This is a genomic window from Brachybacterium massiliense (genome assembly GCF_900184245.1).
GTDB classification, from domain to species: domain Bacteria; phylum Actinomycetota; class Actinomycetes; order Actinomycetales; family Dermabacteraceae; genus Brachybacterium; species Brachybacterium massiliense.
The window spans coordinates 1,352,201-1,378,158 of sequence record NZ_FXXB01000008.1 but is presented as its reverse complement, the minus strand read 5'-3'; the positions used below and the strand labels follow the sequence as shown (position 1 = coordinate 1,378,158).

Annotated in this window: 28 protein-coding genes and 1 pseudogene; 17 read left to right on the top strand and 12 right to left on the bottom strand. The window is 71.9% G+C overall.

Translation table 11 applies throughout. The annotated features are described in order from the left end of the window. Positions 1-24: 24 nt before the first annotated feature. The 5 genes from pdxH to BN4251_RS16125 form a co-directional block, all read right to left on the bottom strand. Positions 25-708 carry a pyridoxamine 5'-phosphate oxidase gene (gene pdxH / locus BN4251_RS16145; RefSeq protein ID WP_087486029.1) on the bottom strand — a complete coding sequence of 228 codons (684 nt, stop codon included), beginning with the start codon at positions 706-708 and terminating at the stop codon, positions 25-27. Positions 709-799: 91 nt separating this feature from the next. Further along, a complete protein-coding gene (locus tag BN4251_RS16140; RefSeq protein WP_087486028.1) occupies positions 800-1,138 on the bottom strand; it encodes a transcriptional regulator in 339 nt (112 codons plus the stop codon). Then, positions 1,135-1,686 (bottom strand): hypothetical protein, encoded by a 552-nt coding sequence (locus BN4251_RS16135; RefSeq protein WP_140398467.1) that lies wholly within the window; start codon positions 1,684-1,686, stop codon positions 1,135-1,137. The genes BN4251_RS16140 and BN4251_RS16135 overlap by 4 nt, the downstream gene beginning before the upstream one ends. Before the next feature lie 77 nt (positions 1,687-1,763). Beyond that, entirely contained in the window at positions 1,764-2,069 is a 306-nt protein-coding gene (locus BN4251_RS16130) for a hypothetical protein (protein WP_087486026.1), read from the bottom strand. Positions 2,070-2,155: 86 nt separating this feature from the next. Then, positions 2,156-2,671 carry a GNAT family N-acetyltransferase gene (locus tag BN4251_RS16125; RefSeq protein ID WP_087486025.1) on the bottom strand — a complete coding sequence of 172 codons (516 nt, stop codon included), beginning with the start codon at positions 2,669-2,671 and terminating at the stop codon, positions 2,156-2,158. A gap of 146 nt (positions 2,672-2,817) precedes the next feature. Between BN4251_RS16125 and BN4251_RS16120 the strand changes: the two genes are divergently transcribed. The 3 genes from BN4251_RS16120 to BN4251_RS16110 all read left to right on the top strand — a co-directional run bounded on the left by BN4251_RS16120 (position 2,818) and on the right by BN4251_RS16110 (position 6,309). Beyond that, the gene (locus BN4251_RS16120) at positions 2,818-4,035 is read left to right on the top strand and encodes an acetyl-CoA C-acetyltransferase (RefSeq protein WP_087486024.1); all 1,218 of its coding nucleotides are present in this window, start codon (positions 2,818-2,820) and stop codon (positions 4,033-4,035) included. Continuing rightward, a complete protein-coding gene (locus tag BN4251_RS16115; RefSeq protein WP_087486023.1) occupies positions 4,035-5,357 on the top strand; it encodes an acyl-CoA dehydrogenase family protein in 1,323 nt (440 codons plus the stop codon). The genes BN4251_RS16120 and BN4251_RS16115 overlap by 1 nt, the downstream gene beginning before the upstream one ends. 133 nt (positions 5,358-5,490) lie before the next feature. Next, positions 5,491-6,309 carry a hypothetical protein gene (locus tag BN4251_RS16110; protein WP_087486022.1) on the top strand — a complete coding sequence of 273 codons (819 nt, stop codon included), beginning with the start codon at positions 5,491-5,493 and terminating at the stop codon, positions 6,307-6,309. 99 nt (positions 6,310-6,408) lie between these two features. On the opposite strand, the pseudogene BN4251_RS16105 reads toward BN4251_RS16110, so the two are convergent. Continuing rightward, positions 6,409-6,692, bottom strand: a pseudogene (locus tag BN4251_RS16105) (antibiotic biosynthesis monooxygenase family protein). A 373-nt stretch (positions 6,693-7,065) separates the two neighbouring features. Here BN4251_RS16105 and BN4251_RS16100 point away from each other — a divergent pair. Then, on the top strand, positions 7,066-8,160 hold the full coding sequence (locus BN4251_RS16100; RefSeq protein WP_140398466.1) for a hypothetical protein: 1,095 nt from the start codon (positions 7,066-7,068) through the stop codon (positions 8,158-8,160). After that, on the top strand, positions 8,157-8,528 hold the full coding sequence (locus tag BN4251_RS16095; protein WP_087486020.1) for a hypothetical protein: 372 nt from the start codon (positions 8,157-8,159) through the stop codon (positions 8,526-8,528). The genes BN4251_RS16100 and BN4251_RS16095 overlap by 4 nt, the downstream gene beginning before the upstream one ends. 25 nt (positions 8,529-8,553) lie before the next feature. On the opposite strand, the gene BN4251_RS16090 is transcribed toward BN4251_RS16095, so the two are convergent. Further along, positions 8,554-9,669 carry a PLP-dependent cysteine synthase family protein gene (locus tag BN4251_RS16090; protein ID WP_087486019.1) on the bottom strand — a complete coding sequence of 372 codons (1,116 nt, stop codon included), beginning with the start codon at positions 9,667-9,669 and terminating at the stop codon, positions 8,554-8,556. Between the two features lie 36 nt (positions 9,670-9,705). Next, a complete protein-coding gene (locus BN4251_RS16085; protein ID WP_087486018.1) occupies positions 9,706-10,164 on the bottom strand; it encodes a hypothetical protein in 459 nt (152 codons plus the stop codon). Between the two features lie 110 nt (positions 10,165-10,274). Here BN4251_RS16085 and BN4251_RS16080 point away from each other — a divergent pair, with 110 nt between their 5' ends. From BN4251_RS16080 to BN4251_RS16070, 3 genes are all read left to right on the top strand, one after another. Continuing rightward, a complete protein-coding gene (locus BN4251_RS16080) occupies positions 10,275-11,099 on the top strand; it encodes a hypothetical protein (RefSeq protein ID WP_087486017.1) in 825 nt (274 codons plus the stop codon). A gap of 93 nt (positions 11,100-11,192) precedes the next feature. Continuing rightward, positions 11,193-11,978 (top strand): hypothetical protein, encoded by a 786-nt coding sequence (locus BN4251_RS16075; protein WP_087486016.1) that lies wholly within the window; start codon positions 11,193-11,195, stop codon positions 11,976-11,978. A 156-nt stretch (positions 11,979-12,134) separates the two neighbouring features. Next, a complete protein-coding gene (locus tag BN4251_RS16070) occupies positions 12,135-14,339 on the top strand; it encodes a 3-hydroxyacyl-CoA dehydrogenase NAD-binding domain-containing protein (RefSeq protein WP_087486015.1) in 2,205 nt (734 codons plus the stop codon). Positions 14,340-14,435: 96 nt separating this feature from the next. Here the strand turns inward: BN4251_RS16070 and BN4251_RS18375 are convergent, their stop codons facing one another. The 4 genes from BN4251_RS18375 to BN4251_RS16050 form a co-directional block, all read right to left on the bottom strand. Then, on the bottom strand, positions 14,436-15,014 hold the full coding sequence (locus BN4251_RS18375; RefSeq protein WP_170932008.1) for a DUF4352 domain-containing protein: 579 nt from the start codon (positions 15,012-15,014) through the stop codon (positions 14,436-14,438). 457 nt (positions 15,015-15,471) lie between these two features. After that, the gene (locus BN4251_RS16060) at positions 15,472-16,698 is read right to left on the bottom strand and encodes an aminotransferase class I/II-fold pyridoxal phosphate-dependent enzyme (protein WP_087486013.1); all 1,227 of its coding nucleotides are present in this window, start codon (positions 16,696-16,698) and stop codon (positions 15,472-15,474) included. A gap of 43 nt (positions 16,699-16,741) precedes the next feature. Continuing rightward, on the bottom strand, positions 16,742-17,437 hold the full coding sequence (locus tag BN4251_RS16055) for a hypothetical protein (RefSeq protein ID WP_087486012.1): 696 nt from the start codon (positions 17,435-17,437) through the stop codon (positions 16,742-16,744). Between the two features lie 3 nt (positions 17,438-17,440). Further along, the gene (locus tag BN4251_RS16050; RefSeq protein ID WP_245810391.1) at positions 17,441-17,968 is read right to left on the bottom strand and encodes a GtrA family protein; all 528 of its coding nucleotides are present in this window, start codon (positions 17,966-17,968) and stop codon (positions 17,441-17,443) included. A gap of 246 nt (positions 17,969-18,214) precedes the next feature. On the opposite strand from BN4251_RS16050, the gene BN4251_RS16045 reads away from it, so the two are divergent. The 9 genes from BN4251_RS16045 to BN4251_RS16005 all read left to right on the top strand — a co-directional run bounded on the left by BN4251_RS16045 (position 18,215) and on the right by BN4251_RS16005 (position 25,880). Then, a complete protein-coding gene (locus BN4251_RS16045) occupies positions 18,215-19,015 on the top strand; it encodes a hydroxymethylpyrimidine/phosphomethylpyrimidine kinase (RefSeq protein WP_087486010.1) in 801 nt (266 codons plus the stop codon). A 120-nt stretch (positions 19,016-19,135) separates the two neighbouring features. Further along, a complete protein-coding gene (locus BN4251_RS16040) occupies positions 19,136-19,960 on the top strand; it encodes an ABC transporter ATP-binding protein (RefSeq protein ID WP_087486009.1) in 825 nt (274 codons plus the stop codon). Beyond that, a complete protein-coding gene (locus BN4251_RS16035; protein WP_087486008.1) occupies positions 19,957-20,607 on the top strand; it encodes an ABC transporter permease in 651 nt (216 codons plus the stop codon). Before BN4251_RS16040 ends, BN4251_RS16035 begins: the two co-directional genes overlap by 4 nt. After that, a complete protein-coding gene (locus BN4251_RS16030) occupies positions 20,604-21,275 on the top strand; it encodes an ABC transporter permease (RefSeq protein ID WP_087486007.1) in 672 nt (223 codons plus the stop codon). Before BN4251_RS16035 ends, BN4251_RS16030 begins: the two co-directional genes overlap by 4 nt. Positions 21,276-21,302: 27 nt before the next feature. Beyond that, the gene (locus BN4251_RS16025; RefSeq protein ID WP_087486006.1) at positions 21,303-22,256 is read left to right on the top strand and encodes an ABC transporter substrate-binding protein; all 954 of its coding nucleotides are present in this window, start codon (positions 21,303-21,305) and stop codon (positions 22,254-22,256) included. Between the two features lie 79 nt (positions 22,257-22,335). Next, a complete protein-coding gene (locus tag BN4251_RS16020; protein ID WP_087486005.1) occupies positions 22,336-22,824 on the top strand; it encodes an SRPBCC domain-containing protein in 489 nt (162 codons plus the stop codon). A 103-nt stretch (positions 22,825-22,927) separates the two neighbouring features. Next, the gene (locus tag BN4251_RS16015) at positions 22,928-23,449 is read left to right on the top strand and encodes an SRPBCC family protein (protein ID WP_087486004.1); all 522 of its coding nucleotides are present in this window, start codon (positions 22,928-22,930) and stop codon (positions 23,447-23,449) included. Positions 23,450-23,522: 73 nt separating this feature from the next. Then, positions 23,523-24,395 (top strand): formate dehydrogenase accessory sulfurtransferase FdhD, encoded by an 873-nt coding sequence (fdhD, locus tag BN4251_RS16010; RefSeq protein ID WP_087486003.1) that lies wholly within the window; start codon positions 23,523-23,525, stop codon positions 24,393-24,395. A gap of 399 nt (positions 24,396-24,794) precedes the next feature. Beyond that, positions 24,795-25,880: a hypothetical protein gene (locus tag BN4251_RS16005; protein ID WP_140398465.1), complete on the top strand. Its 1,086-nt coding sequence runs from the start codon at positions 24,795-24,797 to the stop codon at positions 25,878-25,880. Positions 25,881-25,958: the final 78 nt, after the last annotated feature.

The window sequence follows — 25,958 nt, the reverse complement described above, 5'->3', positions numbered from 1 at the left end:
TGCTGGTCAGGCACTGCCCCCGTCTCAGGGCTGCAGGCGGTGGCGCTCCCAGCTGCCGTCGGCCGTCGCGGTGTAACGGATCCGGTCGTGGAAGCGGTGCGCTCGGCCCTGCCAGAACTCGATCCGCGCAGGCCGCACCCGCAGACCGCCCCAGAACCCCGGGCGCGGCACCTCGGAGCCCTCGAAACGCTCCTCGACCTGCACGTACTGTCCCTCGAGCGCCTCGCGGGAGGTGATCTCGCGGGACTGCTGCGAGGCCCATGCGCCGAGCTGCGAGCCGCGCGGACGCTGAGCCCAGTAGGCGTCGGAGATCTCCGCCGGGACCTGCTCGACCGTCCCCTCGATCCGCACCTGCCGCTGCAGCGGATACCAGGGCATCAGCAGCGCCGCGCGGGGCGTCTGCTCGAGCTCGTGCCCCTTGTCCGAGCCGAGGTTGGTGTAGACCACGAACCCCTCGGCGTCGTGGCCCTTCAGCAGCACGGTGCGCGAGCGGGGCCAGGGCGTGCCCTGCCCATTCAGCGCGACGGTCGAGAGCACCACGGCCGACGGGTCCGGCAGGTCGGCGTGCTCCTCGCGGCGGGCGAAGGCCTCCTCGAGCCAGATCTCGAACAGGGCCAGGGGGTCCGCGGGGGCGTCGTCGGGCAGCGAACCGGCCAGGTAGTCGGTGCGCTCGCCGGCGAGACGGCGGGAGGAGGACGCGTCGCTCATGGCCGTGATCCTAGGCCCGCCGCAGCCAAGGCGGCAGGCGGATGATCACCCGTGGCAGGCCGCGATGTCATGGGCGCGATCCTCGGAGGTCTCAGCCCGGCAGGGCCGGATCCCCCTCGGCGATCGCGCGCAGGGCGGCCAGGTGGGCGGCGAGCGCGGTGTGGCCCTCGGCGGTGAGCGAGACCCAGGTGAGCCTGCGGGCATCGTCCCGTGCGGGGGAGAACTCCTTGCGGGTGCTGACCAGGCCCGCCTCGGCGAGCTGACTGAGGTTCTTCGAGAGGTTCGCGTCCTTGAGCTGCAGGGTGTCGCGCAGCACCGCGAACTCGAGCTCGTCCACCGGCCGCAGCAGTCCGCAGATCCGCAGCCGCACCGGCGCATGGATCAGCTCGTGGAAGGTGGGCGCGGGCTCCGCATCGCGCGACCTGCTCATCGCTGCCCCGCCTCTCCTGCACGCCCCGCCTCTCCTGCGCGCCCGGCCCCTCCTGCGCGCCCCGTCTGCCCCGGCTCACCGGCACGTGCGGAGATCTCCGAGCGCAGCACGGCGTCGTAGCGGCGCCCCAGGACCACGGTCGCGACGAACCCGAGCACGGCCGGGACCAGCACCCACCAGGACACCATCCCACCCAGCTTCAGCAGCACCACGGAGCCCATCAGCACCGCGAGCACCGCCAGGATCAGCAGCAGCATCCGTGTGCTGCGCGGCCCCGCCGGGCGGGTCAGAGCGACACCGCTGCGGCTCGTGTAGGCCTTCATCAGGAAGGGGATCCAGACGATGATCAGCACGATCACCACCGTGGAGGACACCCCGGGCAGCGCCTGCGCCCCGATCGCCCCGGCCACCATCGTCCCGAGGGTCAGGTGGTACCACCAGGGCGTTGTCAGGCGGGCGGCGAGCTGCGTGGCGTCGGTGTCCAGGTCGGCGAGGGCGGCACGCGCCTCCTCGGCGCTGGCGGGCGGGCCCTCCATGTTGTTTTCCATGATGGAAACTCTACGTGTGACTTCACGAAGTGGCAAGTGATATGTCGGTGTCGGGGCCGGGGTCCGACGGTGCGCTCTCAGGCGTGCAGCAGCCGTCCGCCGCCGGTGCCCCGGCGGTGGATGCCGGGCATGCGCCCCAGCAGCGGCAGCAGCCCCGGTCGGCGGGGCCTTCCCGTCCGGCGGCGCGCCGGCGCGGCGTCCCTCGCCGCCGGCAGCTGCAACGTGCTGGGATCCTCTCCTCGGCGGGCGGCGCGGGACTTCGCGGCGCGCACGGCGCGCAGCCCCTCGCGGTCCCCGAAGGAGGCGGGCAGCGGGCGGTAGTCGATCAGCGGGGTGTTGGCGGTGGCTCGGGTTCGGCTGGTGGAGATGGTCGCGTTTCTCATGGCTCCACCATCGGCCGACGGGCCCCTCCCGGGCGTCCCCCGACGGGCGCGAGCACATCAGACCGTGGGGTGATCTCGCGGCCGGCTCAGCGCACCATGCGGATGTCCCGGAGGTGCCCGAGCTGCTCCTCGACCTGTGTGGCCCCGTCGGCGCGGAAGCCGAGCTTCTCGTAGAAGCGGCGTGCTCGTGGATTCTGTTCGGCGACCCACACGCTCGCGGGTCCGCCCTCGAGGATCGCCTCGGTGAGCGCGGCCGCGAGGCCGGTGCCCAGCCAGGCCTCGTCGAGGTAGAGCACGGACAGCTCGCGGGGCCGCACCGGCTCTGCATCCCGCGGCGGCCAGGACGCCGCCAGTCCGATCACGGCGCCCTCGCCGTCACGGCCCACCCGGTACACGCCCTCGTCGGCGGCCCGGGTGCCGGGCGTGAGCCAGGTGGTCCAGTGCCCGATCCGGCGCTCGATCGCCTCCTGCCCGAACCAGTGCTCGCCCTCGAGCAGATGCGAGTAGGCGATCTCCCAGCCGCGCACGTGCACCCGGGCCAGCGCGGGGACGTCCTCGAGGGTCGGGGTGTCGATCGTGAAGGCGGGGCGGGCGTCGCTCATGCGGGGGAGACTACCGCTCGCCCGATGCGTCGGCCCGCCTTCCCTCGAGGTATGTGCAACCCGTAGTATCAGGAACGTCCGGTATCGTGCATCGCGCGGTCCCGGCGGACCGCCCCCGCAGACACCGCCGTCGAAGGAGATTCCACGTGCCCGAGGCCGTCATCGTCGCCACCGCCCGCTCACCCATCGGCCGCGCCCGCAAGGGGGCGCTCAAGGACCTCCGCCCCGACGACCTCGTGGGCCAGATGATCCAGGCGGCCCTGGACCAGGTGCCCCAGCTCGACCCCACCACGATCGACGATCTCCAGCTGGGCTGCGCGATCCCCGAGGGTCAGCAGGGCGGCAACCTCGCCCGCACCGTCGCGGTGCGGCTGGGCCTGGACTCCGTGCCCGGCGCGACCGTCACCCGCTTCTGCGCCTCCTCGATCGAGACCACCCGCAGCGCCTTCCACGCGATCGTCTCGGGCGAGGCCCGCGCCGTGATCTCCGCGGGCGTCGAGTCGATCTCCTCCAGCAGCGGCAAGCTCATGGAGGAGGACTCCCGCGACCCGCTGTTCCAGCCCGCCTGGGAGCGCACCGAGAAGCGCGCCGCCCGCGAGATCCCCGCCCCCTGGCACGATCCGCGCGAGGACGGCGAGCTGCCCGACGCCTACATCGCCATGGGCCAGACCGCCGAGAACGTCGCCGAGCTGCGCGGCATCACCCGCCAGGCCCAGGACGAGTACGCTGTGCGCTCCCAGAACCGCGCCGAGGCCGCGAAGGCGTCCGGATTCTTCGACCGCGACATCACCCCCGTCACCCTGCCCGACGGCACCGTGATCAGCCGTGACGACTCCCCGCGCGACGGCGTCACCCTCGAGGCCGTCAGCGCCCTGGACCCCGTCTTCCGCCCGGAGGGCACCGTCACCGCCGGCAACTGCTGCCCCCTCAACGACGGCGCCGCCGCGCTCGTGATCATGGAGGCGACCTACGCGAAGGAGCTCGGCATCACCCCGCTCGCCCGCGTGGTCGCCACCGGCGTCTCCGGCCTCAGCCCCGAGATCATGGGCCTCGGCCCGGTGGAGGCGACCCGCAGGGCGCTCGCCCTCGCCGACATGACCATCGAGGACATCGACCTGGTCGAGTTCAACGAGGCCTTCGCCGCGCAGGTGCTCCCCGCCGCCGAGGACCTCGGCATCGACCACGACCGGCTCAACGTCCACGGCGGAGCGATCGCGCTCGGCCACCCCTGGGGCTCCACCGGTGCCCGCATGACCACCACCCTGCTCAACGGCCTCGCCGAGCGCGACGGCCGCTTCGGCCTGGCCACCCTCTGCGTCGGCGGCGGGCAGGGCATGGCCCTGATCATCGAGAGGATCAAGTGATGACCATCAGCAACGACCCCGGACAGATCTCCCTCGGCGGCACCATCGACCCCGGCGGCCAGGAGCGCCGCGACTCCGTGGTCACAGGCCGCGCCGTGGTCTCCCCGCCCGATGCCACCGCCGCCGCGCCGGCCGAGCTGCTCCCCACCGCCGCCGACCATCTCGCCCTGTTCCAGGACGTCGCCGGCGAGGACCTGCGCGCCTGGGCCGACGCCCGCTCGCTCGCCGACGAGGTGCTCCCGCAGATCAACGACTGGTGGGACCGCGGCGAGTACCCGATCGAGCTGATTGCCCGCCTCGGCGAGCTCGACCTGCTCACCGACGGGCTCGACGTGCCCGGCCGGCGCACCCTCTCCCCGCTCGCGACGGGCCTGGTGAACATGGAGCTGTCCCGTCTCGACGGCAGCGTCGGCACCATGGTGGGCGTCCAGGGCGGCCTCGCCCTGCGCTCGATCATGCTGCTGGGCTCCGAGGAGCAGAAGCAGCGCTGGGCCGAGCCGCTCGCGAGCGGCTCCGAGCTCGCCGCCTTCGCGCTCACCGAGCCTGATCACGGCTCCGACTCCGTCTCCCTGGAGACCGTCGCCCGGCGCGACGGGGACAGCTGGGTGCTCTCGGGCGAGAAGCGCTGGATCGGCAACGGCGCCGGCTGCCACCTCTCCGTGGTCTGGGCGCGGGTGGACGACGACTCCCAGCCCGAGCTGCACGGGCAGGTCTCCGGCTTCCTCGTGGACCAGTCGCTGCCCGGCTACCGAGCCGAGGTGATCCGCGGCAAGGTCGCGCTGCGCGCCATCCATCAGGCCCACGTCACCCTCACCGACGTGCGGATCCCCCTGGACCAGCGCTTGCCCGGCGCCCGGTCCTTCAAGGACACCTCGAAGGTCCTGTTCGCCACCCGCGCCGGCGTGGCCTGGGGCGCCCTGGGCCACGCGACCGCCTGCTACGAGGCGGCCCTTGAGCACGCCCGGACCCGGATCCAGTTCGGCCGGCCGCTGGCCAAGGCCCAGCACGTGCAGGTGCGGCTCAGCGACATGCTGCAGACCCTCACCGCGATGCAGCTGTACTGCCTGCGCCTGGCCCAGCTCGAGGCGGCGGGCAGCATCCGGCCCGAGCAGGCCTCCCTCGCCAAGGTGCACAACACCCGCGCCGCCCGCGAGATCGCCTCGAACGCCCGTGACCTGCTGGGCGGCTCGGGGATCCTGCTCGAGAACCGGGTGGTGCGCCACCGCAGCGACATCGAGGCGCTGCACACTTACGAGGGCACCGACACCATGCAGTCGCTCATCGTGGGCCGCTCGATCACCGGGGTCAGCGCGTTCGCGTGAGCGCCGCGGAAGGCCGCCGCGACACGCTTGAGGAGACCTTGCAAAGAAGCGTGCGCACAACGGTCAAGAGATCGTAAAGTCCGTGGTGTGGTCATCGTTCGGTGGCTGCTGTCCAGCAAGGAGGGACGCTCCCATGGCCTTGTCCACCAGGGTTCGCCGCTACGGCGCACAGCTCCTCACGATCGGTGCGGTGGCGGTGCTCGCCGCAGGGTGCGGCACCGGCCCCGCTCTGCACGGCCCATCCGCCTCCGGCGAACGCTCTGCAGGAGGTGAGGTGCAGGCCCGTGCGACGGGCGGCGAGGACTCCGCCCCTGCCGAGGGGGCTCTGCCCCAGGACTGGTCCGGCACCGTCTCCACGCAGCGCTTCGCCCCGGAGGACGCCTCCGCCTACCTCGCGATGCTGACCCTGCACGGCAGCCAGCCCGTCACCGCCATGAGCGCCGAGGGGATCGAGGGCACCGAGTTCCTCGCCGGCACCGGCGCGACCTGCGAGGGCACGGCCGAGCTCGACGGCTCCGCCGCGACCTGCACCTTCGCCGCCATGGACGGGAGCGATACGACCCGGACCGCGCAGGTGCGGATGGTCTCCACCGGCTTCGACGGCACCGCGATGCTGTTCGGCGTGAGCGGCCAGGGTGCCCCCGACCTGCCCGTCGCCCCCGGTGCGGAGCACGCGCTCCAGGTGACTGCCGAGAACGACCTCTCACAGGTCACCGACGAGGACCTCGCGGAGGACGTGACCTCCGCAGTGATGATGGGCCACAGCCACGATGGTGAGCTGCCGGCAGATCTGACCGCCGAGTGCGAGGTCGCCGACGGCGGCGAGCACGGGACGTGCGAGGTGACCGGCACGCCCGATGAGGACGGCGACGGCACCTGGTACGCCACCGCCCAGAGCGGGTTCGACGGCGACCGCGCCTGCTACCTGTTCACCCGTCTGCCCCAGGGCTGAGCCGACCCCGGTGCGACGCGGCCGCTGAGGCCTGCCGAGAAGAGATGGCGCGCGACCCCTCACGAGGAGGAGTCGCGCGCCGTCCTTCGTGACGCGACCTCAGTCCAGGTCCACGACCTCGAACTCGAGGATCCCCTCGGCGGGCGAGACGGTCTGGGACGGGTCGCGGGGCGAGCGCTGCGCAGCCCAGGCGCGGAAGCTCTCGTCGTCGGCCCAGCGTGTCACCACGAAGTACTGCTCCCCTCCCCGACCGGGCGCAGCAGCTCGAAGCCTTCGAAGCCGGGAGCCTGGTCCACCGAGTGCTTGCGCTGCGCGAAGCGCTTCTCGAGCTCCTCGTGCTTCCCCTCGGGAACGGCCAGGCGGTTGATCTTGACGACGGTCATCGGGTCCACTCCACGTCATACGGGTCGGTGCAGGTCAGGTCGATCCTTCCGCGCGGATCTCCCGGGGCGCGGGACCAACGCCCCGAGCGGGCCGTCACAGGGGCGCGCCCAGATGCCGGGGCCGGTGCATGTGCAGGCGGGGGCCGCGTGCCACGAGCGCTTCGCACCACTGCTCGACCAGCGGGTTGTGGGCCATGCCGACGAAGATCGTGTCCGCCCGGAGAGCTCTCCCGCGAGCTCTCACCGGGGAGCTCTCACTGGGGAGTGCTCCCCATGGTCAGGCGGTGCTCCCTCTCCTAGGGTTCCCCTATCGAGACGACGGGGGGACGGGATGTTCTGGGGAGCACGGACCGAACAGCTGGAGCAGCTGGCTGTGAGGACGCGCGAGGAGGGACGGCGTGCAGCCCAGCTGCATGACGCGCTCGACAGCGCCGTGCGCACGGTGACCTGGGTGGGCGAGGACGCCGAGCAGCTCCGCACGCGCTGGCAGGGGGTCAGCGCCCAGTGGCGGTCGACTCTCGAGGCGCTCGCCGTGCGCGGCGACGAGCTCGACGAGCACGCGCAGGCGCAGGAGCGGGCCTCCGCCGTCGAGGGCGGTCCCGCCGGCATCGCGGAGGACGGCGCCGCCGAGTACGACGACACCGGCTTCGCCTGGATCGGCTGGCACAACGGCTTCTTCGGCTTCGACGGCGGTCTCAACCCGTTCACCGGCAGGCGGAACCTGCGCGACGACATTCCGATCGACGACCCTGCGGAGTACGGGATCGCCTCGATGAACCAGGAGGGGGTCCCGAACTGCATCACGATCGCCATGCTCGGCGGTCTCTCGGAGCAGGATCCGCAGTACTTCATGGACCGCATCGAGCAGATCGGTCCGGAGCACTACGAGGTCACCCTGTACCAGGACGGGAAGCCGGTAACGGTCACGGTCGACGGCGAGGTCATCAACAACGGCGCGCGCGGCTCGGACGGGCTGCAGAACTGGATGACGCTCTACGAGGCCGCGCTCGTCCAGCACGGCGTGCTCGAGGAGGACGGCACCTACGCGGGCTCTGCCGGCACCGTGGTCGAGGCCGTCACCGGTGTGCCGATGCCGCAGGACCTGCAGATCCTGCAGGACCCCGTCTCGGGCACGGGGCTCGGATGGGACATCGAGAGCTTCGGGTCCGGGAGGACGCTCGATGCGCGGGCGATCGAAGCGCTGCAGGACCAGGGCTACACCGTCGTCCTGGGCACCGAGAACAGCGACGCGGACCGGGAGGGTGTCTCGCTCGTGGAGAACCATGCCTACCTGGTGGCGGGGGCGAACGGGTCCACCATCCATCTCGAGAACCCGTGGGGCGCAGGAAGCGACTACACCGGGGGCAACGGCGATCGGGCACCGCATCTGACGCCCGAGCAGATCATGGCGAACATCGACTCGGTGTACGTGGCACCGCCGAGGGACCAGTGGGTGGAGGAGAGATGACCGACGCACGCAGACGCACCCTGGTGGTGCCGGCCGAGGACGGGGCCGTCGAGGCTCTGATCCTGCAGAGCACGCAGGCCCGGCTCGGACCGGCCCGGATCGGGGTGATGAGCGCTCGGACGGCAGCGGATCCGGCGACGGGCCGGCGGCGGGCTCGCGCGCGGCTGCACGTGACGCTCCCCGAGTCCACGAGCACTCACGACGTCACGGCGGGGGATCGGCTCGACCTCGGTCCGCACGGCCTGCTCCACGTGGTCGAGGTGAGGCCCCAGGACCCGGGGGTCGACGGGCCGGAGACGCCGTCCTCGGCGCGCGGGCATGTGGGGCTGATCTGGCGGGGCGAGCCGACCCCCGGGGGAGCGGAGTGACCAGAGCCGTCGACGCCCGGCGGGCTCAGCGCCGTCCGAGCGGGAGCATCCGCTCGAGCGCCTCGCGCCAGGGGCCCAGCTCCCAGCCCTGCGAGGCGACCCAGTCGTCGTCGAAGTAGGTGTCCGCGTAGCGATCGCCCGGATCGCACAGCAGGGTCAGCACCGAGCCGCTCTCGCCGCGCTCGCGCATCTGTGCGATCAGCTGCGCGGCGGCCACCAGGTTGGTGCCGGTCGAGGCGCCGACGCGCCGGCCCAGGTGCTCCGAGAGGTATCGTGCGGCGGCGACCGAGGCGGCGTCGGGCACCCGGATCATCCGGTCCACCACCCCGGGCACGAAGCTCGGCTCGACCTGCGGGCGACCGATCCCCTCGATGCGCGAGCCCCGGTCGGTGGTGTGGTGCGGGTCCTGCCGCACCCAGCCCTCGAAGAACGCCGAGTTCTCGACGTCGGCGACGCACAGCGAGGTGCGCAGGCTGCGGTAGCGCAGCAGGCGCCCGAAGGTCGCGCTGGTGCCTCCCGTGCCGGCGCCGACGACGATCCAGCGCGGCACCGGATGCGGTTCGAGCTCGAGCTGGGACAGGGCGCTGACGGCGATCGAGTTGTTGCCCCGCCAGTCCGTGGCGCGCTCGGCGTGGGTGAACTGGTCCAGGAACAGTCCGCCGCGCTCCTCGGCCAGGCGCTGCGCCTCCCGGCTCATCGACTCCGCGCCCTCGACCACGTGGCAGTGCCCGCCCGCCGCCTCGATCAGGGCGATCTTGCGGGAGCTGGTGCCGCGGGGGATCACCGCGACGAAGGGGATGCCCAGCATCCGCGCCACGTGCGCCTCGCTCACGGCCGTCGAGCCCGAGGACGCCTCGATCACCGGCATCCCGGGGCGGAGCTGACCGTTGACCAGCGCGAACAGGAACAGCGACCGTGCCAGACGATGCTTCAGGCTGCCCGAGGCGTGGGTGGACTCGTCCTTGAGGTACAGCTGGATGTCCCACTCCGGCGGCAGGTCGACGCTCACCAGGTGCGTGTCGGCGCTGCGCCGCCCGTCGGCCTCCAGCCGGCGGATCCGCTCCGCCACCCAGGCCCGCAGCGCATCATCGCTGCGGTCCACGTCCTCGAGCCGCTGCGGCCATGCCGTGCTGTGATCCATGGGATGACCGTAGCGGGTGGTGCGTCCCGGCTCGCCCTACCGGGACGAAGCGGCTGAGGCTGCCGCGCTGAGGTCGGCGTCCTGGAGGCGGAACACCGCGTAGAAGACCGTGCCGAGCAGGAGCGCGAGGAGAACGGGCACGCGCATCGGCGTGGCGGCGGGGAGCAGGAAGAGGAACAGGAGCGGTCCTGCCGCGATCCAGGCGGTGAGCAGGGAGCGGGGGCCGCCGATCACGGGATAGGAGGTGGTGCGTCCGTGGTGATGGAGCTGGGCGCGGGAGACGATGATCGTCCCGATCGCCAGGAGCAGGGCCCCGAGCCCGAGCCCCAGTTCGGCCAGGGGCGAGGGGAAGCCCCCGAGAATCCCGCAGACCCCGACGGTGTAGAGCACGGCGCCGAGCAGGTGGGTCCGCGCCGGTACCCGATGCGCCCGCTGGTCGGTGCGGCCTGCGGGGCCGGTGTGGTCTGTCGGGGTGGTCCGGTCCGGGGCGTGCATCGCATCCTCTCGTCGGGCTCGCTCCACCGTACGGCCTAGCCGCCGCACTGTCACGGGGCGCGCAGCGACCCGGTGCTGGGACGCTGGCGCAGCGCCCTATGCTCGTACCCATGGCGCAGGGTCGGGAGTCTCCCACCGGCTACGAGTGGGAGGAGCACACCGTCCCCTCCGAGCCGGAGCTCCTCGTCATGCCCGAACGCGCGGGCGAGCAGCCCCGCGGCGGCGGCGATCGCGTCGGCCCCACCGCGCCGGAGCCCACCGCGCCGGATCCGCTCGCGGGCCGACGGGGCGCGCTGCCCGCCTGGGCGATCGTCGCGATCGTCCTGGTCCAGGCGACCGCCCTGGTCGCCACCGTCGCCCTGGTGATGGGCGGCCTGCAGCGGCTCGGGCATTCCCCCGAGCCCGTCGCGACCACCACCGTGCAGGCGACCGCACCGGATCAGAGCGCCTCCCCGGAGCGTGAGCCCGGCACCGTCACCGACCAGTCGGGGCGCGAGATCTCCGACGGCACCGGCGGCTTCGAGCAGCCCGCCGCCCCCGGCGAGCACACCCTCAGCTGGAGCACCTGGACCGACGGCACCATCTCGGTCACCGCGCTCGAGGTGGACCTCGACGCCACCGCCCCCGCCGCCCAGGAGGAGACCCTCCTCCAGGACGGCTACCGCCTGGTGCTGGCGACCTACGAGGTGCGCTACGACGGGCCAGGTCAGCTCGCCCCCGCCGAGGAACTCTGGCTCACCGGAGAATCAGAGCGCAGCTACTTCCCGGACATCGGCGAGGGCCTCGTCCCCGACCCGATGACGGCGATCAGCCCGCTCGAGAGCGGACGCAGCGCGACCTTCCGCAGCGCCTTCCTGGTCCCCGAGACCGAGATCGAGTCCTTCCGCCTGGGGGTGGAGACCTACACCGGGGAGATCCTCTACGTCGGCACCTGAGGCCGCCGCCCGGGTGCGCTAGCGTGACCCGCAGGCCGCGGCCGTGCCGCCGCACGCTGTGCCCGTACGAGGAGAAGGGACCACCGCGCCGCGATGGACCACCGCACCACGCGCCTGACCGCCCCCACCCAGCGGCTGCCCGAGCGTCGGCCGCGCACCGGCTTCTATGCCGCCGTCGGCTGCCTGTCCGTGATCGCGGGCCTGCTGCTCGGCGTGGGCGGCTTCTTCGGCGTCCGGGCGCTGCAGGACGACGGCGGCGCCCCGGTGGCCGGTGAGCACGAGAGCCCCGCCTCGGCCGGGGAGTCGGAGCCCGCAGAGCGCTCGGGGTCCGGCGGCGAGGCCGAGGGCGCCGACGACGAGCCGGCCGAGCAGAGCACCGAGGACGCCGCCCCGCCGACGGGCGAGCCTCTTGCGGACATCCCGGTGGGACGCGAGCAGGCCGTCCCCTTCGGCGCCTCCTTCCCGCTGCAGCCGGCCAAGGTCGAGGCGGAGGTCGAAGTGGCCGTGACCGCGGTGGACTGGGACGCGACCCAGGAGATCCTGGACGCGAACTCCTTCACCGCGGAGCCCGGCGAGGGCCGGCGGTACGTGATGTTCACGCTCGAGGGCGTCCACCACGGCGAGACCCCCTTCGACGGCGGCTACGCCGCATGGATCCAGTGCGCCTACGTGGGCCCGGAGGACACCATCCACCGACAGGTCTACGTGGTCACCCCGCGCCATGACGAGGACATCGAGCAGGTCGGCGCCGATCCGGGGGAGGAGTTCGTCTCCGAGCTCGTGATCGAGATGTCCGACGACGTCGGCCGCGGCGGTCACTTCGTCCTCATCGACGCCGGGCAGGAGCTCGAGGAGGGCGCCTGGATCGAGATGCCCTGAGCGCCCCGGAACGGTGGGGGCTGCGGCGCAGGCTGCGAGGCGGGCGCGGTGGACACCCTGTGCCGATGTGAGGCATGATCTACCTGAAACCCCCGGTATCAGACAACTGTGCGGGGAGTCGCCTGCCCTCGACGAAGAGATCGCGAAAGGTCACTGATGAGCAGCTACACCGAGCACGTCACCCGAGTCCTCGCCGAGGATCGAGAGCACCCCGGGCTGGGCACGGTGGCAGTGCTGACCTTCGCCCCGCCGGAGGGCGAGGAGCGCCGCCCCGCGACACTCGGCCCGCAGTCGATCGAGGCCGTCACCGGGGCGCTCGGCGCCGCGCTGGACCGTGCCGAGGCCGGGGAGATCCAGGCCATCGCGATGACCGGCACCGGCCGCGTCTTCCTCGCCGGCGCCGACCTGTCGATGTTCGCCGATCCCACCGCCGCCGCGAGCGTCGAGAGCTTGACCCGCCAGGCCCATGACATGCAGGTGCGCGTGCGCACCAGCCCCGTCCCCGTGCTCGCCCACCTCAACGGCGTCGCGCTCGGCGGCGGCCTCGAGGTCGCGCTGATGGCCGACGTGCGCACCGCCGCCGCGGGCGTGCGCGGGCTCGGCCTGCCCGAGACGGGCCTGGGGATCCTGCCCGGCTGGGGCGGGACCACCCTGCTGCAGTCCGTCGTCGGCGCCGAGACCGCCGTGCGGATGATCCTCGAGGATCCCGCGCGCGACACGCAGCTCAGCGCCGAGCAGGCCCTCGAGATCGGCCTGGTCGACGAGCTCGCCGCCGATCTCGACGAGGCGCTCGACGAGTTCGCCGCCCTGGTCGCCGCGCACGTCGACCTCGATGAGGCCGACGCCGACGTGGTGGATCCCGCGCTCGCCGAGTCCGTGCCCTCCGGCGCGCTCGCGGCCGACGGCGCCTGGGGCGGACGCACCGCCCCGGTGCCCGCCGCAGGCACCCCCGAGGCCGAGGCGCTGCTGGATGCGCTCGATGCCGCCCACGGCCACGCCGAGACCCGCCGCACCTGGACGGCGCGACTGGAGACGCAGGGCGCGCCCGCCGCCGCCCGCGCCCTCGCGCTGCTGCAGGACCTGCCCGGCTCCACCCTCGAGGAGGCCCTCGCCCGCGAGGCCGCCGCGCTTGAGGACCTCGTGCGCAGCGACGCCGCGGCCGGCTCGATGTACTCCGCCGAGCTGCTGCGTCGCGGCAAGCCCGGCCGCACCCCGGTGGACGGCGCCCGCGAGATCCGCCGGGTGGGCGTGGCCGGCGCCGGGCTGATGGCCTCCCAGATCGCCGCGCAGCTCGCGCTGGGCCTGCAGGTCCCGGTGGTGATGCGCGACCTCGACGAGGACATCGCCGCCAAGGGCCTGGGCGCCGCGCGCGACGTGATCGCCCAGGCCGCCGCCCGCGGCCGACTCGACGAGGCCACCGCCACCGCGGTGGCCGGGAACCTCTCCGCGACCACGGACCTGCAGGAGCTCGCCGGCTGCGACCTCGTGCTCGAGGCCGTCCCCGAGGTGCTGGCGATCAAGAAGTCCGTCTTCGCCGAGCTCGAGAGCGTGCTGGAGCAGGATGCCCTGCTGGTCACCAACACCTCCTCCCTCTCGGTGACGAGGATGGCGGAGGACCTCGCCCACCCCGAGCGAGTGGTGGGCCTGCACTTCTTCAACCCGGTCGCGAAGATGCCGCTGGTCGAGGTGATCCACACCGAGGCCACCGACGAGACCACCCTCGCCACCGGCCTCGAGGTGGTGCGCCGGCTGCGGAAGTTCGCGGTGCGCAGCGCCGACGCTCCCGGCTTCATCGTCAACCGTCTGCTGTTCCGGGTGCTCGGCGCGGTGCTCGCCTCGGTCGACGCCGGCGCGGACCCGGCCGAGGTGGACGCCTCGCTCGACCCGCTGGGCATGCCGATGCGGCCCTTCGCCCTGCTGGACCTGGTGGGGCTGGCCGTCGCCGATCACGTGGGCACGGTGCTGGTCGAGGAGCTCGGCGACCGCTTCCACGCCTCCCCGGGCCTGTCCGCGATGGCGGAGAGGAAGGCGCGCTTCACCGAGCGCAGCAAGTCCGCGGTGCACCCGCCGGTCTCGCCCACCGTCGCCGAGGTGTTCGGCACCGGCGCGAGCGGCGGCGCCGAGGCGCCCGTCGGCGACGCGCTGCTGGAGACCGTCCAGGACGGACTGGCCGAGGAGATCGCGCTGATGCTCGAGACGGGCGTGGTCGAGCGGCCCGAGCAGGTGGACCTCGCGCTGATCCTCGGCGCCGGGTTCCCCCGTCACCGCGGCGGCATCACGCCGTACCTCGATGCCTCCGGCGCCTCCCCGCGCACCCTCGGGCGCACCTTCCACGGCGAGCAGTTCACCGCCCGCGGCTGATCCGATTCCCATTGCGTTCTGCGCAGTATGGGGAGAGCCCTCCTCCTTCTCGTAAGGAGAGGGAGGAGGGCTCTTTTCGCATGGGAAGAGGGAGATTTACTCGAAACTGATGGTCAGCTCTTCCCCTGATCCGTACCTGCTCTCGAACCGAAGTTCACTGAATTGGGTTCCCGGCGGGGTCTCGTAGACCAGGGTTCCGGTGATAGTCAAGCCGGGGTTGACGTCCTCGATGATGATGGGGTTCTCGAGGGCTAGAGATACATCGGTGTTCGCATCGTGCTCACGACCCTCGGTGTCCACGAGGATGATGTCGCTCGCCCAGATGCTAAGACTCTCGGACGACTTGTTCTCATAGCTGATGTCGATGACGAAGTACTCGTTGTCGGTCGTGGACTCCCACCAGGAATCGCGCAGTACCTGAGTTCGTTCGGTCGAGATGATGGTGACTGTGGCGGTGTCGGTCTCTTTGACGATCGCCGACGGGTCAACAGGTCCGGCATCGTCGTCGGCAGGTGCGTCTTCGTCGGCCGCCTTGGTGCTCTCGGGTGTACTTTCAGCTCCGCCAGCGTCACTCGCACCGGATTCGATGGTGGAGGTCGGGCGGGATCCGGCGCTTTCGTCTGAGCTCGGGCTATCGATGATCGCGAGAATGATCATCGCAAGGAAGCCGAGCACGAGGATTCCGGCGCAACCGAGGCAGCCGATGACGAGCCATTTGACGACTCCTCCGCTACCAGAGGGCTGCGGAGGTGGAGGCTGTTGCCCCGGAGGCATGCCGTACTGGGTTTCGTACGGGCCTCCGTTGTGGCGGCCAGGGTAGGGGCTGTGGTCGATCGGAACCCCGTAGGGAGAGCCGTAGGGGCTCTGCTGTGACGGGACGCTGGAGGGAAATCGTGGACCGCTTCCATTCGCGGAGGTCGGGTACCACGAATTCGGTGTTCCCTGGCCAGGAGGGGAGTTCGGGGGGACGGACATGGCGTTGGCGCGGGCGCGCTCCTCCTTCGAGGATCTAGAAGTGTACGATCGATCACTGCTGCGATTCATATGATATTTGCGTTCGGGGCGTTCTTCTTCCCGTGTCATCTCGCAGTGGTCACAATCTGAGGACTTAGATCATCGCTTTTCCTGTCTTTCAGCGTCGGGGCGCCGCCCAGGTGTCCAGCTGTTCGAGCGCCTGCTCGATCGTGGAGCGGGACTTGCAGAAGGCCAGGCGCAGGTACGAGCTCGCCTCCCCGGCGGCGCCGTCGCGGTAGAAGGCCGACAGCGGGATCGCGACCACTCCCGCCTCGGAGGGCAGGCGCTCGGCGAGCGCGTCGGCGTCGGGCTCCCCGAGCGGGGAAGCATCCGCGACCGTGAAGTACCCGGCCTCGGGCACGCTCACCCGGAAGCCGATCTCGCGCAGCCCGTCAGTGAGCAGATCCCGGCGCGAGCGCAGCTCGGCGGCGAGATCGTGGAAGGCCGAGGCGGGCAGGCGCAGCCCCGCCGCGACGGCCGGTTGGAAGGGCGCCCCGGAGGAGTAGGTCAGCCACTGCTTGACCCCGGTGATCGCGGTGAGCAGCTCCTCGCGCGCGGTGATCCAGCCGATCTTCCAGCCCGTCACCGAGAAGGTCTTGCCCGCCGAGGAGATCGAGATGGTGCGGTCCTGCGCGCCGGGCAGGGTCGCGATCGGCAGATGCGCCGGTCCGAAGGTGAGGTGCTCGTAGACCTCGTCGGTGACGATCAGGGCGTCGTGCCTGCTGGCCTCCTCGACGATCGCCTGCAGGGCGCCCACCCACAGCATCAGCCCGGTGGGGTTGTGCGGGGTGTTCACCAGCACCAGGCGGGTGCGCTCCGAGAATGCGGCCCGCAGCTCCGCCTCGTCGACGTCGAGCACCAGGTCCCCGGTGGCGCCGTCGGTGCGGGTGGTCAGCGGCACCGTGCGGTGCACCCCGCCGGCCAGCGCGATCATCGCCGCGTACTGGTCGTAGAACGGCTCGAGGGTGATCACCTCGTCTCCTGGCTCCACCAGCGCCAGGATCGTCGCCGCGAGCGCCTCGGTGGCGCCCGTGCTCACCAGCACCTCGCGCGCGGGATCCCAGCGCAGCCCGTACCAGGTGGCCTGGTGCTCCGCGATCGCCTCGCGCAGCACTGCCTCCCCGGCGCCGGGCGGGTACTGGTTCTGCCCGCGACGGATCGCCGCGACGGCGGCCTCGGTCACCGCCTGCGGAGGTGCGTCGTCGGGATAGCCCTGACCGAGGTTCAGCGCGCCGTGCTCGGCGGCGCGCGCCGACATCTGCGCGAACACGGTGGGGCGGGCCACGCCGTCCTTCAGCAGGCCGGCAGCGGCGGCGGCACGGGTCCAGGGGCCGGTGATCTCCATGCTCAGAGTCTCTCAGAGTCCGACGCCCGGAGTCCGGCGCCGTTCAGCGGTTCGAGCGCCGCCGCACGTTCTCGATGAGGATCGGCATCAGGTTCTGCATCGTCCGATCCGCCTTGCGCAGTGCCTGCCCGTAGGCCCGGGCATGCTTGCGCACCAGACGGCTCGAGACGATCTGGGAGCCCGCGGCCGCGATCGCCTCGTAGTCGTCCTCGCTGCGCACCATCGCCCGCAGGTAGTCCTCGCTCGCGCCCAGCAGGCGCGCCTCCACCCACTCCCGCACCACCGGGGAGGTGCGATGCACCGTGAACCAGCGCTCGACCGCCTGCTCGAGGTCGTCGGCGTCGGCCTGGAGGTTCCACAGCCTGCCCCGGTAGTCCCGCAGCGTCTCGGTGAGCTCGGTGGCCAGCTCCTCGTGCCAGTCGTCCAGATCGGACTGCTCGATGAGGGACAGGGCCGTGCGGTGCTTGCGCGGCAGCACGGAGATCTCGCTGAACCCCTGCGTGTAGGTGGGGCGCTGGAGCACCAGCAGCAGCGGCTGCACGATCCGCAGCGAGACCCGCCTGGCCACCTTGCGCGCATGGCGCTGATCGGCCCAGATCTGCAGCAGCCACAGCGCCAGGCCGATGATCAGGCCGGTCACGCAGCCGATCACCATGTCAGGCCAGAAGGTCGACCAGTCCCCGGGCCAGGTGGGGCCCGTGGCCAGGGGTGCGGAGGGGTTCGCGAGCAGGGTGGGCATCGGTCAGCGCCGGGGGAAGACGAAGCGGCCGTAGGTGACGTACCGGAAGGAGGTGGAGACGATCTGGCCGATGACGGTGCCGGAGATGTTGTCCGCGAGCACCGAGTCCAGGCCCAGCACGTACCGCGAGAACGCAAGGCAGGAAAGCTGCAGGCCCGCGGCGATGAGGTTCACCAGCACGAACATCATGATCGAGCGGGTGGTGTCCGGGCGGGGGCGGTCCCCGAAGGTCCACAGCCGGTTGCCCAGGTAGGTCAGGCACGAGGCGATCGCGACCGCGATCACCTTCGCGGTCAGCGGGCTGCCGTGCATGATCCCCTCGCCCCAGCCGTGCGTGGGATGCCAGAACACCAGCAGGTTGTACATCGCCGCGTCGAGCAGGAACACGATCCCGCCCACCAGCAGGAACTTCAGGGTGGGGCGCAGGTGCTCTCCGAGCAGCGCCGCCGCGCCCGAGCGCGCAGGAGCGTCTCGGGAGGGGGCGGCGGACGGAGGCGGGGTCTGCTCCGTCGTCGGGTCGGGCGTCAGCACGACCGGCACTGTACCGGAGGCGCTACCATCGCAGGATCGGCCGCTGCGACGGGTCGGAGCGCTCCCTCGGGAGCTCCGGCGCCTGGGAGCGCGCGGCCGGACCGTTGCGACGGGCAGGCGGGACCCACGGGGTCCCGGGCCCTGGGAGCGCGCGGTCAGCGCCGCGGCGACAGCCCCGTCGGCCCCATGCTCCGTGGGGCCCGGGCGTGCGCGGCGCCGTACGACGACACCTCCAAGGAAGGCCCCATGACTCACGTCGCCCTCACCATCGCCGGCTCCGAGACCACCGGAGGCGCCGGCGCGCAGACCGACCTCAAGACGTTCCAGCAGCTCGGCACCTTCGGCACCGCAGCCCTGACCTGCATCGTCTCCTTCGATCCGAAGAACGACTGGGCCCACCGCTTCGTGCCCGTGGACCCGCAGGTGATCGCGGACCAGATCGAGGCCACCACCGCCGCCCACGAGATCGACACCGTGAAGATCGGCATGCTCGGCACCCCCGTCACGATCGACACCGTCGCCGCCTCGCTCGCCGAGCGCTCCTTCACGAACGTGGTGCTGGACCCGGTGCTGATCTGCAAGGGCCAGGAGCCCGGCGCCGCGCTGGACACCGACAACGCGCTCAAGGAGAAGATCCTGCCGCTGGCCACCTTCGTGAGCCCCAACCACTTCGAGGCGCTGACCCTCTCCGGGATGGACAGCATCGAGAACATCGAGCAGCTCACCGAGGCCGCACGCCGCATCCACGAGCGCTACGGCGTGATCGTGCTGGCCAAGGGCGGTGTGGTGCTCGAGGGCGAGGACGCGGTGGACGTCTTCTTCGACGGCGAGCAGACCGTCGAGCTGCGCAGCCCGAAGATCGGCGAGCACCGCGTCTCCGGCGCGGGCTGCACGCTCGCCGCCGCGGTCACCGCCGAGCTCGCCAAGGGCGCGACCCCGCTGGAGGCCGCCCGCACCGCGAAGGCCGTGGTCACCAGCTCGATCGAGCACCGTCAGGAGGGCGCGACGCCGTTCGACGCGGTCTACCAGGGCGCCTACCGCGGCTGAGCCGCACGCCCGGGCGGGCCCGGACCGGCCGGTCCGCGCACCGCCGCCGCGGGGGCCTGATCGATAGGGTGGAGCATCCGGCGGTGAACGCTCGTCGGTCCGACCACGCCGGGAGTCTCCGTGATCGCATTCGAGAACGTCCGCAAGGAGTACCCGGGCGGCACGCTCGCCGTGCAGGACTTCAGCCTCGAGATCGCCTCGCATGAATCGTTGGTGCTGGTGGGCTCCTCCGGCTCCGGCAAGACCACGCTGATGCGGATGGTCAACCGGATGGTCGAGCCCACCGCGGGCCGCGTCCTCATCGACGGCGACGACGTCGCCGCGCTCGACCCGGTGCAGCTGCGCCGCAGCATCGGCTACGTCATGCAGGCCTCCGGACTGCTCCCGCACCGCACCGTGCTGGACAACATCACCACCGTCCCCGTGCTGCGCGGCACCGCGAAGCGCGAGGCCCGCGAGCGCGCCCACGACCTGATGGAGACGGTGGGCCTGGACCCCGCGCTCGCCTCCCGCTATCCCTCCCAGCTCTCAGGCGGCCAGCAGCAGCGCGTGGGCGTGGCCCGAGGCCTCGCCGCCGATCCGAACATCCTGCTGATGGACGAGCCCTTCGGGGCGGTGGATCCGATCGTGCGCAGCGAGCTCCAGCGCGAGCTGCAGCGCCTCCAGCACGAGCTGCGCAAGACGATCGTGTTCGTCACCCACGACATCGACGAGGCGTTCCTGCTCGGCGACCGGGTGGTGATCCTGAGGCCCGGCGGGATCATCGCGCAGGTCGGCACCCCGCAGGAGATCCTCGCCGCCCCGGCCGACGACTTCGTCGCCAGCTTCGTCGGCGCCGACCGCGGGGCCCGCACCCTGCACGTCGAGCGGGTGGACGGCCGCGACGTGGTGGTCGACGCCGACGGCCGCGCCGCAGGCGTCCTCGCCGGGGAGCGGCCCTCGTGACCTGGGTCCTGGACAACCTCGATGTGCTCGCCTCCTACACCGGAGCGCACCTGGTCCAGGCCCTGCCCCCGATCCTGGTGGCGTTCCTCCTGTCCCTGCCGCTCGCGAAGCTCGCCAACGCCCGCGGCTGGCTGCGCACCTCGGTGACCACCACCTCGGGGCTGTTGTACGCGATCCCCTCCCTGCCGCTGTTCGTGCTGCTGCCGGGACTGATCGGCACCTCCGTGCGCTCCCCGCTGAACATCGCGATCGCCCTGTCGCTGTACGGGCTCGCGCTGATGGTCCCCACCGCCTCGGACGCCTTCCGCTCCGTGAGCCGCGACGTGCTCGGCTCCGCCACCGCGCAGGGCTACGCACCGGCCGCGAGGTTCCTGCAGGTCGAGCTGCCGCTGGCCGGTCCGGTACTGCTGGCGGGAGTGAGGGTGGTGGCGGTCAGCACCATCTCGCTGGTCACCGTCGGCGGCGTGCTGGGCGTGCCCAGCCTCGGGATGCTGTTCACCGACGGGGTGCGCCGCGGCATCGTCGAGGAGATCGCCGCCGGCATCGTGCTCACCGCCGTGCTCGCCCTGCTCACCGACGCGCTGCTGGTGCTGCTGGGCCGGTTGATCATGCCGTGGACCCGCCGCGTCGAAGGGAGCAGGCCATGAACGACAGCCCCTTCGTGGAATCGCTGCGCTGGCTCGCCGAACCCTCCCGCTGGAGCGGACCGGCCGGGATCCCGCTGCGCACCCTCGAGCACCTCGGCTACACCGCCCTCGGCATCCTGCTCGCCGCGCTGCTGGCGATCCCGCTGGGCCTGGCCGTCGGCCACACCGGCCGGTTCAAGGGCCTCGTCGTCGCGACCGCCGGCGCCGCCCGCGCCCTGCCCACCCTAGGCCTGGTGACCCTGTTCGCGCTGCTGATGGGCATCGGGCTCACCGCCCCGCTGCTGTCCTTCGTGATCCTCGCGATCCCGTCCCTGCTGGCTGGCGCCTACTCCGCCGTCGAATCGGCCGACCGCGCCACCGTCGACGCCGCGCGCGCCCAGGGCATGACCGAGCTGCAGGTCCTCACCCGGGTCGAGCTCCCGCTGGGCATGCCGCTGCTGATCGGTGGCGTGCGCGGCGCGACCGTGCAGGTCGTGGCCACCGCGATGCTCGCCGCCTACGTCGGCAACGGGGGCCTGGGCCGGTACATCTTCCAGGGCCTCGGCTCCCAGAACTACCCCCAGATGATCGCCGGCTCCCTGCTGGTGATCGCGCTCGCCCTGGTGCTGGACCTCGCCCTGCTGCTGATCCAGCGCCTGAGCACCCCGCGCGGTCTGCGCGCCGCCTGATCCCGCCCCCCACCTGAGGAGAACCCCATGACACACCACAGCACCCGGCGCCACCTGCTCGGCGCGCTCGGCCTGGGCGGCATCGCCCTCGGCGCCGCCGCCTGCGGAAGCTCCGACCCCTTCGAGGAGGGCGACACCGGCGGCGGCGGCAGCGGCTCCGACGGGGGAGGCGAGAGCGGCGGAGGCACCATCGCGATCGGCTCCCAGGCCTACTACTCCAACGAGATCATCGCGGAGCTCTTCGCGCAGGTGCTCGAGGGGGAGGGCCTCACCGTGGACCGGCAGTACCAGATCGGTCAGCGCGAGGTGTACATGCCCGAGCTCGAGGAGGGCGCGCTGGACCTGCTGCCCGAGTACCTCGGCAACCTGCTCCAGCACTACGACCCCGAGGCCCAGGCCGCGAGCCCCGAGGAGATCAGCTCCGCCCTCGGCGAGGCCCTCCCGGACGGGCTGCGCGTGCTGTCCTTCGCGGAGGCCTCCGACCAGGACTCCTACACCACCACCGCGGAGTTCGCCCAGACCCACTCCCTCACCGCGATCGGTGACCTCGCAGGCGTGGACGAGGACCTGAGGATCGCCGCGAACAGCGAGTTCGAGGTGCGGCCCTACGGCTCCGAGGGTGTCAAGGAGGTCTACGGCGTGGACGTCAGCGTCGTGCCCGTGGAGGACTCCGGCGGCCCGCTCACCGTGCAGGCTCTGCTGGACGGCGATGTGCAGCTGGCGAACATCTACACCGCCGATCCCACCATCGCCCAGAACGACCTGGTGGTGCTCGAGGACCCCGAGTCGCTGATCCTGCCGCAGAACGTGGTGCCGGTGGTCTCCGAAAAGATCGACGACGCCGCTGCCGCCGCGATCGATGCGGTGCTCGCCGAGCTCAGCGCCGCCGACCTGGTCGAGCTGAACCGTCAGAGCGTTGAGGACCAGCGCAGCTCGGCGGACATCGCCACCGACTGGCTGACGGAGAAGGGGCTGGTCTGAGCCGTGCGCCTGCCGACGGATCAACCGTACGGTCGGCGCAGACGTGACGGGCCGGCGGCGGATGCGGCAGGGTGACGGGATGACTGAGAACCCGACGCACCTGACCGTGTCCCGCATCCTCGATGTGCCCGCCAAGGACGTCTTCGAGGTGCTCACGCTGCCGGCGCGCCACCACGAGTTCGACGGCTCCGGCACCGTGCGCGCCGCCGACGACACCGAACGCATCACCGCGAGCGGGCAGAAGTTCGTGATGAACATGCACCGCGCGGAGATGGGCGGGGACTACCGCACCCACAACTTCGTCACCGCCTACGACGAGAACAAGATGATCGGCTGGCAGCCCGCCCCGGAGGCGGCCGACGGCAGCGCCCCCGAGGCACCGCTGGGCTGGGAATGGCTCTACGAGCTCAAGCCGCAGGGCTCGGACGCCACCGAGGTCTCGCTGACCTACGACTGGTCCCGCGTGGAGGACCAGAAGCTCCTCGAGAAGGTCGGCTTCCCCGCGATCCCCGAGAAGGACCTCGAGGAGTCGCTGAACCTCCTCGCCGCGGCGGTCACGAAGCCCTGACCATGACGGCATGAGGGTCGCCGGGCTCGCCCCGGCGGCCCTCATCTGTCAGGATTCCCCCAAGGCGGCGACGACGCCGCCCCGCGAGCTGAGGAGCACAGTCATGGCTGACGAGTCGGCCCTCCCCGCAGGAGCCCCCGTGCCTGACGAGATCGAGCGCAGCGTGATGATCGCTGCGAGCGCCGAGCGAGTGTTCTCGGTGATACGCGAACCAGGATGGTTCATCAACGACGGCGAGTACCGCGAGCACGAGATCAGGCGCCACGGCCCCGTCACCGAGGTGATCGACCCGGTGCACGGCAGGCTCCAGCTCGGCATCGAGGCGCACGAGGCTCCGTACCGGATCTTCTTCCGCTGGCTGGGCGGAGGGCTCGGCGAGATCTCCGACGCACCCAACAACACCGTCGAGTTCGTCATCGACCCCGCCGGGACGGCCAGCCGGAACCTGGTGCGCCTGACGGTGCGCGAGCGCGGCTTCGCCCGGCTCGGCCTCGACGAGGCGGTGCGCCGGCGCAACTACGAGGAGAACCTTCGCGGCTGGGAGGAGCAGCTCGAGCTGGCGCGCGGCCTCGCCGAGGGCGACGCGCGGTCGGAGGAGGGCGGGGGCTCGGCCGACGAGGAGTGACCCGGGGCGTGACCCGCCCCCGCAAGCTCGCCCCGACCGGCCGCACCGCAGGTGGGCGGACTATCCTCGAGGGATGGGCCGGATCACCGACAGCACCCGCATCCGCACCGTCCGTGTGCGCGAGGGTCGGCTGTACGCGGGGCGGAAGAGCGACCACGTCGCCGTCGAGGAGCCGCTGGACATCCGGCTGAACGGTCAGCAGCTGTCGCTGACGATGCGCACGCCCGGCCACGACGTCGAGCTGATCCACGGATTCCTCCACGGCGAGGGGCTGATCACCCACCGCGAGGACATCCGCGAGGCCCGCTACTGCGACGGCGCGGTGGTCGACGACGGCACCGGCTTCGCGCAGAACACCTACAACGTCATGGACTTCACCACCGCGCGGCCGCAGCTGCTGCCGGTGGCCACGAAGAACTTCTCCACCAGCTCGGCCTGCGGGGTGTGCGGCAGCGAGAGCATCGACGCGGTGCGCCGACGCAGCCGCTACACCCTTGGCCGCGACTGGACGCTCACGCCCGGCACGATCCTCGACGCTGCCCGCGAGCTGACCACGCGCCAGCCCGTCTTCGCCCGGACCGGCGGGGTGCATGCGGCCGCGCTCGTGGACCGCAAGGGGAACCTGCTGGTGGTGCGCGAGGACGTGGGCCGGCACAACGCGGTCGACAAGGTGATCGGCTGGGCGCTGCTCGAGGACCGTCTGCCGCTGAGCGACTGCTTCCTGCTGGTCTCCTCCCGGGCGAGCTTCGAGATCGCCCAGAAGGCCTGCATGGCGGGGATCCCGCTGCTGGCCTGCGTCTCCGCCGCGAGCTCGCTCGCCGTGGACACCGCCCGCGAGTTCGGCATGACCCTGGTCGGCTTCACCCGCGCGGCCGAGGACGGCGACGGACGCATGAACCTCTACACCCACCCCGAGCGGCTCGATCTCAGCGCCGCCGAGGGCTGAGCCTCGCCCCGCCTACAGCCCGCTGGCGAACCAAGATCGGGCTGTTTCTGGTTCGTGAGCGGGCTGCTGCATCACCCGTTCGCCTCAGCTGCCGCCCGCCCCATCGGCCGTCGGCCGCCGCCGCCCGCCGCCCGCCGCTCCATCGGCCGTCGGCCGCCGTCCGCTGGTCCCTGCCCATCGGCCGCCGCCGCCCCGTCGGTCGTTGGCCGCTGCCCGTCGGCCGCTTCCCCGGCAACAGCCCACTGGCAAACCGGATCTGCGCCGGAAGCGGTTCGTGAGCGGGCTGTTCCTCGGCCCGGTGAGGTCGAGGGGCGCGCACTGGTCCTCCACAGCCGCCTGCTGTCCACAAGTGCCGCGCGAAGCGCGCCCGTCGGCCCTCGCCTCCGTACGGTCGTCGATATGGCGAGGAACTGGGAGCGTTACGCCGGTGCGCTGATGACACGGACGCAGTGGCTCGACGCCGGCGCGCACAGCCGCGACCTCGCCGGACCTGATTTCACGAAGGTCTTCCCCGGCTTCCACATGCTCAGCGACCACCCGGCGAGCCTCGAGGCCATGGCATGGGTGCTCCAGAACAAGGTGCTCCCCGGCAGCGTGATCAGCCATACGACGGCCGCGCTGCTGTGGGACATACCGCTCCCGTTGAAGCTCGAGAACAAGGTGGCGCTGCGCAGGGTCGACGAGTCCGGCGGGCGGCGCCATTCTCCGCTGCCTCCGGTGTCCGCCGGCACCTCCTTGCGGACCGGCGCTGAGCTCCCCGTCATTCACGCTCGCGTCGCTCAGGGGGAGGGCTCATCGTCGGTGCGGGGTGCGACGATCCATCGGTGGGAGCCGGGCCCGAGCATGGAGCGCGACAAACTCGTGGTCTCCTCGCCAGCCGAGGTGCTGCGCGAGCTCGCCACGCTCCTGCCACCCTGGGATCTCGTCGCCGCCGCCGACGCCGTGGTCGCGGGAAAGACCGAATGCCCACCGACCACCGCTGCGGACCTGGCCGTCCATGTCTCGAGGATGCGCGGGCGGCGGGGCAACGCGCGCCTGGCTGCGGTGCTGCCGGATGTGCGAGGGCGGTCATGGTCGCCCGGGGAGAGCCTCACGCGACTGCTGCTGCTCGGCGCCGGGTTCCCCGAACCCGAGCTGAACCTCCCTGTCCAGGAACGACGCAGCGACCGTACACGCTATCTCGACCTCGCCTGGCCGGACGCCATGTGCGTGCTCGAATACGACGGGGACGACCATCGCCGGGCGAAGAAGCAGTGGCGCGAGGACGAGCAGCGTCGGGATGCGATCGCCGCGCTGGGGTGGACCATCATCCGTGCCAACGGCGAGGACCTGTGGCATCCGCGCCGGATCCTGCTCCGACTGGCCGACGAGCTCGGCGGCCGTGGACTGGTGGTCCCCGACGAGTCGCGCATAAGACGCTTCATCGACGAGCTGGCTCGGAAGCGGCCCAGCGGGCGCATCGCCGCACAGCAGCCGACGAGCTGACGCCGCAGCCCGGCGCGGGGCGCTGCCACGCCGGCGTTACCGGTGCCGCTGCCGACGCCATCGACGCCACTGCACTGT

Excerpts from the sequence above, each read along its gene's own strand:
- pdxH (WP_087486029.1), bottom strand. The coding sequence starts at position 708 with ATGAGCGACGCGTCCTCCTCCCGCCGTCTCGCCGGCGAGCGCACCGAC.
- BN4251_RS16140 (WP_087486028.1), bottom strand. The coding sequence starts at position 1,138 with ATGAGCAGGTCGCGCGATGCGGAGCCCGCGCCCACCTTCCACGAGCTG.
- BN4251_RS16135 (WP_140398467.1), bottom strand. The coding sequence starts at position 1,686 with ATGGAAAACAACATGGAGGGCCCGCCCGCCAGCGCCGAGGAGGCGCGT.
- BN4251_RS16130 (WP_087486026.1), bottom strand. The coding sequence starts at position 2,069 with ATGAGAAACGCGACCATCTCCACCAGCCGAACCCGAGCCACCGCCAAC.
- BN4251_RS16125 (WP_087486025.1), bottom strand. The coding sequence starts at position 2,671 with ATGAGCGACGCCCGCCCCGCCTTCACGATCGACACCCCGACCCTCGAG.
- BN4251_RS16115 (WP_087486023.1), top strand. The coding sequence starts at position 4,035 with ATGACCATCAGCAACGACCCCGGACAGATCTCCCTCGGCGGCACCATC.
- BN4251_RS16110 (WP_087486022.1), top strand. The coding sequence starts at position 5,491 with ATGGCCTTGTCCACCAGGGTTCGCCGCTACGGCGCACAGCTCCTCACG.
- BN4251_RS16095 (WP_087486020.1), top strand. The coding sequence starts at position 8,157 with ATGACCGACGCACGCAGACGCACCCTGGTGGTGCCGGCCGAGGACGGG.
- BN4251_RS16090 (WP_087486019.1), bottom strand. The coding sequence starts at position 9,669 with ATGGATCACAGCACGGCATGGCCGCAGCGGCTCGAGGACGTGGACCGC.
- BN4251_RS16085 (WP_087486018.1), bottom strand. The coding sequence starts at position 10,164 with ATGCACGCCCCGGACCGGACCACCCCGACAGACCACACCGGCCCCGCA.
- BN4251_RS16080 (WP_087486017.1), top strand. The coding sequence starts at position 10,275 with ATGGCGCAGGGTCGGGAGTCTCCCACCGGCTACGAGTGGGAGGAGCAC.
- BN4251_RS16075 (WP_087486016.1), top strand. The coding sequence starts at position 11,193 with ATGGACCACCGCACCACGCGCCTGACCGCCCCCACCCAGCGGCTGCCC.
- BN4251_RS16070 (WP_087486015.1), top strand. The coding sequence starts at position 12,135 with ATGAGCAGCTACACCGAGCACGTCACCCGAGTCCTCGCCGAGGATCGA.
- BN4251_RS16060 (WP_087486013.1), bottom strand. The coding sequence starts at position 16,698 with ATGGAGATCACCGGCCCCTGGACCCGTGCCGCCGCCGCTGCCGGCCTG.
- BN4251_RS16055 (WP_087486012.1), bottom strand. The coding sequence starts at position 17,437 with ATGCCCACCCTGCTCGCGAACCCCTCCGCACCCCTGGCCACGGGCCCC.
- BN4251_RS16045 (WP_087486010.1), top strand. The coding sequence starts at position 18,215 with ATGACTCACGTCGCCCTCACCATCGCCGGCTCCGAGACCACCGGAGGC.
- BN4251_RS16030 (WP_087486007.1), top strand. The coding sequence starts at position 20,604 with ATGAACGACAGCCCCTTCGTGGAATCGCTGCGCTGGCTCGCCGAACCC.
- BN4251_RS16025 (WP_087486006.1), top strand. The coding sequence starts at position 21,303 with ATGACACACCACAGCACCCGGCGCCACCTGCTCGGCGCGCTCGGCCTG.
- BN4251_RS16020 (WP_087486005.1), top strand. The coding sequence starts at position 22,336 with ATGACTGAGAACCCGACGCACCTGACCGTGTCCCGCATCCTCGATGTG.
- BN4251_RS16015 (WP_087486004.1), top strand. The coding sequence starts at position 22,928 with ATGGCTGACGAGTCGGCCCTCCCCGCAGGAGCCCCCGTGCCTGACGAG.
- fdhD (WP_087486003.1), top strand. The coding sequence starts at position 23,523 with ATGGGCCGGATCACCGACAGCACCCGCATCCGCACCGTCCGTGTGCGC.
- BN4251_RS16005 (WP_140398465.1), top strand. The coding sequence starts at position 24,795 with ATGGCGAGGAACTGGGAGCGTTACGCCGGTGCGCTGATGACACGGACG.